Consider the following 4,025-nt stretch of genomic DNA (forward strand, 5'->3'; position numbering starts at 1 on the left):
GCCGAAGCGTGGATCGAGCGGCGTGGCCGCTCCACCATGTTCGTTGAGGGCAATCTCCGTAATGCAGCGGGCGACATTGTCGCGAAGGGCACATCCACCATCCGCATGTTGCCGCTCATCGACATGAGCAAGAAGAAGTAAGCGCGATTCAATTCGCTCGTGCGCCTCAGGTCTGTTCACACGAAGTGTTGCATCAGCGTCACGGCGTACGGCGAATATTGTGCAGTTCTGCACTCACCATAATTTAATGACGCGATAAGTCCTTGTGGCACAGTAACTCTTTTGATTGTGGCGACAATCCGGCAGCAACTTGTCGGCACCGATGCTTGCCTCGTGGGGATGTGCCGTCCATCTTCTGCCCCGGGCTAGTGGGGGGCTTCGTCGAACATGAAACGAGGCTCTGAACATTATGACTTTTGCAACACGCATTCTGGGCTCTGCCGTTCTGGCACTTGGCCTTGCCGGTTTCGCCGGTGCTGCATCGGCGCAATCCGACACTGTGTCCGGCGAAGGCACTCTCTATAACCAGACAAGCTTTCAGCCGGGTCTTTATGTCGGCGGCGGCCTTGGCTGGGGCTGGGCCGATGATGATGATGACTGGACATGGCGCGGCATGGCTGGCTGGCGTCTCAACCAGTATCTCGCCGTACAGGGCTTCTATGCCGATCTCGCCGACATCACGGTTGGCGGCGTAAGCGATAATGTCGATACCTATGGTGCGGAGCTTCTCGTCTCCTGGCCGGTGTCGAATGATTTCGCGGTTTACGGCAAGGGCGGCCTGCACAATTACAATGACCCCACGGGCGGTCGTGAATTGAACTGGCTTGGTGGTGCCGGTGCGGAATTTGCCGTTGCGCGCAACACCTCCATCCGTACCGAATGGACGCATTACAACATTGCCAGCGACAGCGTTGACGAACTCAGCGCGCAGCTCGTTTTCGGCTTCTGATCCTTTTGGGGAGCTGCCCTGTGGGGGATGCAGGGCGGGCGAGTGGCCGTTCCGTCTTTGGCGGAACGGCCGCTTTCGCATCCGGTCAGCTATTCGTGTAGGCAGGCTTGCGCTTGCCGAGGAAGGCGGAGATGCCTTCACGGAAGTCATTTGTCTGGGCACAGAGGATCTGGTTGCGGTCTTCCATAGCGATGGCGGCCTCAAGGCTTCCTGCATCAACCGACATGTTGAGACATTCCTTGGTAAGACGCAGGCCGAGCGGCGAGGTTGTCAGCATTTCCTCGATGTAAGGCCGTGCTGCTTCCTCGAGCCTGTCATCCGCCACCACTTCGGAGACAAGACCCACGCGCTCGGCGCGGGCGGCGTTGATGAAGCGGCCCGTCATCATAAGTTCGCTTGCCACCGACACGCCCACAAGACGCGGCAGGAAGTAACTCACGCCGATATCGCAGGCAGAAAGCCCGATGCGGATGAAGGCGGCGTTCATGCGCGCGCTTTCACCGGCAATGCGAATATCGGAGGCAAGCGCCAGTGCAAAGCCGCCACCACAGGCCGGGCCGTGAATGAGCGAGATGATCGCCTGCGGGCAGCGGCGCATGCGCATCACGATTTCGCTGATGCGGCGCTGCGCGACCAGGCCTGCCTGCGGGCTGCCGCTCGTGTCTGTGTCGGGGCGGTTGGAGCGTTCCTTGAGGTCGAGTCCGGCGCAGAAGGCGCGGCCCGCGCCCCGCAGCACCACGATCCGCACGGAATGATCTGTATAGAGCTTGCCGAAATAGTCCTGCAGCTCGTCCACGAGTTCCGGGTTCATCGCATTGAGCGAATCTGGCCGATTGAGCGTGACCCAATCGACCGGGCCTTCCTTTTTCACGATAAGGGTCTTGTAGCCGGGCATGTTTCTCTCCCTGTTCTGCATGGCGTTGCAGGGAGCGTAGCGTGTGATCGGCATGGCGCAACTGACGCAGCGGCCCGGTCCGTTCCGTCAGGCGAGATAGGCTTCCATTTCCTGCTGGATAGCGAGTGGCAGGTCGAGCCACCGCAGTGCCACCGCGCCACCGGGATCAAGCCGCAGCACTTCCGCCGCGAAATGAAGCCGCCGCCGGTCATTTTCCCAGTAAAGCTGGCCGCTCAATATGGTGCCGATGATGACGGCTTCCGCGAATCCCTCAATGCAGGCGCCGCCCGCCGACCAGTCCCGCGCGCGATGCGCATAGCCGCCGATCTCCACCATCAGCCGCGGCGAGGAAGCCCGCACGGTAAGGCGCTTTTCATGCGTTTCGGCACTGCGCAGATGGTCGAGAAGTTTCGAGAAACGCGACATAGGCCTCTGCCATGCGTGTCAGGCGGCGACTGCCCGCATATTCACGAGCGCTTTGGTGGATAGTCGGTGCGGCGCCGGCTGATCGCAAGGCTTTATTGGTCCAAAATCTCGTTCGGGCCGGGGCGGATGACAGAGGGCCTTGGCTTGGGCTATAGCAGACAGGTTCGTCATTCTGTCCGGAGCAGGCATGTCCCAGCAAGAAGCAAAGCCCATCCTGATCGAGGTTGGTCCGGGTGAGCTTATCGACAAGATCACCATTCTGCGCATCAAGTCGGAGCGCATGTCTGATGAGGCAAAGCTCGCCAATGTGCGTCACGAGCTTGCCGTGCTGGAAGCTGCCCGCAATGCCAATCTGGAAGACAGTGCCGAGTTGCGCCGTCTCGAAGAAGGGCTGAAAGCCGTGAACGAGGCGCTTTGGGTTATTGAGGACGATATTCGCCAGTGCGAGGCGGACAAGGATTTCGGGCCGACCTTCATCGAGCTTGCGCGTTCCGTTTACAAGCAGAACGACAAGCGCGCCGCGCTGAAGAAGGAGATCAATCTCCTCACCGGCTCGCGGATCGTGGAAGAAAAATCCTACACCGAATTCGAGTGAGTCCCGAGACGGCGCGTCACTTCCCCAAGGACGCGCTCGACGGGAAGGGTGGTGAGGTCTTCCACCTCGATCACGCCGAAATGCTCGCGAATGATGCCGGTGCGTTCGGCTGACATATGCCGCCCGAACAGGGCGAGGCCCGGCGTTCCCAAATGGGCGGCAAGGTGGCTCGGCCCCGTGTCGTTGCCGATCACGAATTGCGCACGCTTCAGAATGCCTGCGAGCGCGCTCCAGTTCGTCTTTTCGATGATGATGCCGGGGATTGTTTTCGCAAGCTCCACCTCATCCGGCCCCGGCGCCATGACGACGACATGGCCTGCATCCATCAGCCTTTGGGCGAGAAGGGCGTAATGCGGCCAGCGCTTTTGCGGGTGGCGTACGGAGCAGCCCGGCACCAGCACGATAAAAGGTTCTTTCACTCCGGCCTTTTCGAGAAGGGCGCTCACATCATCGGCAAGCCATGAGACATCGGGCTTGCGTGAATGGCGGATGGTAAGGCCCGCATCTTCAAGCTGGCCTGCAAGCCGGTCGAGTGTGCGGATTTTTTTCGGTGCATGTGCGCGGTGCGGGTGGCTGCATCCTTTTGCCGTGCCTGACCAGCGCGTGTCCCGGAACATCCAGCGATAATAGAAAGCCGTCCGCTTCGAGTTTTGCAGGTCATAGACCATGTCGAAGCCCGGTTCCCGAAGTCTCTGGCGAAGCGCCAGCATCCGGTCGAGCCGCCAGCGGGGTGCGCGCTCATCCACCATCACCTCATCAACATGCGGGCAGCGCGCGAGGAGTGCGCGATAGGCGGGCATGGTGAGCACCGTTATATGCGCGTCTGGATGGTTCTCGCGAATATCGCGCAGCGCACCTTCCGCCTGGATCACATCGCCAAAGGCGCCATGCTTGATGACGAGAATGCGTCGGGCATCAGCGGCCAACGGGGCTGCAGGGGAGGGGGCGTTGTCGGCTCGTGTCATCGCGCTTGTTCCGGCTCCATTGGCCCGGCGCAACGGGCCAGGGCGGAACAGCTTTACCCCGTGAGGTGCCCCGCACTCAATGACGGAACCGCCTGTCGCCCGGACAGGCAGGTGGTGACCCCGGCGCGATTCGAACGCACGACCGTCAGATTAGGAATCTGATGCTCTATCCAGCTGAGCTACGGGGCCACAAAG

Annotated in this window: 5 protein-coding genes and 1 tRNA gene; 2 read left to right on the plus strand and 4 right to left on the minus strand. The window is 60.7% G+C overall.

Annotated elements, in window-relative coordinates:
- The first annotated feature begins 409 nt into the window (after positions 1-409).
- A complete protein-coding gene (locus tag WBF74_RS08390) occupies positions 410-949 on the plus strand; it encodes an outer membrane beta-barrel protein (protein ID WP_424438047.1) in 540 nt (179 codons plus the stop codon).
- A gap of 85 nt (positions 950-1,034) precedes the next feature.
- Here the strand turns inward: WBF74_RS08390 and WBF74_RS08395 are convergent, their stop codons facing one another.
- Positions 1,035-1,844, minus strand: a complete 810-nt coding sequence (locus tag WBF74_RS08395; RefSeq protein ID WP_424438050.1) for an enoyl-CoA hydratase/isomerase family protein — start codon at positions 1,842-1,844, stop codon at positions 1,035-1,037.
- A gap of 87 nt (positions 1,845-1,931) precedes the next feature.
- Positions 1,932-2,270 carry a PilZ domain-containing protein gene (locus tag WBF74_RS08400; RefSeq protein WP_424438053.1) on the minus strand — a complete coding sequence of 113 codons (339 nt, stop codon included), beginning with the start codon at positions 2,268-2,270 and terminating at the stop codon, positions 1,932-1,934.
- A gap of 187 nt (positions 2,271-2,457) precedes the next feature.
- Here WBF74_RS08400 and WBF74_RS08405 point away from each other — a divergent pair, with 187 nt between their 5' ends.
- Entirely contained in the window at positions 2,458-2,865 is a 408-nt protein-coding gene (locus WBF74_RS08405; RefSeq protein ID WP_424438056.1) for a DUF6165 family protein, read from the plus strand.
- Here the strand turns inward: WBF74_RS08405 and WBF74_RS08410 are convergent.
- On the minus strand, positions 2,847-3,830 hold the full coding sequence (locus WBF74_RS08410) for a glycosyltransferase family 9 protein (RefSeq protein ID WP_424438059.1): 984 nt from the start codon (positions 3,828-3,830) through the stop codon (positions 2,847-2,849). The two genes, WBF74_RS08405 and WBF74_RS08410, sit on opposite strands and share 19 nt — an antisense overlap.
- A gap of 112 nt (positions 3,831-3,942) precedes the next feature.
- Positions 3,943-4,019: transfer RNA gene (locus tag WBF74_RS08415), tRNA-Arg, on the minus strand.
- Positions 4,020-4,025 lie beyond the last annotated feature (6 nt).

The organism is Parvibaculum sp. (genome assembly GCF_049672805.1).
Lineage (GTDB): Bacteria > Pseudomonadota > Alphaproteobacteria > Parvibaculales > Parvibaculaceae > Parvibaculum.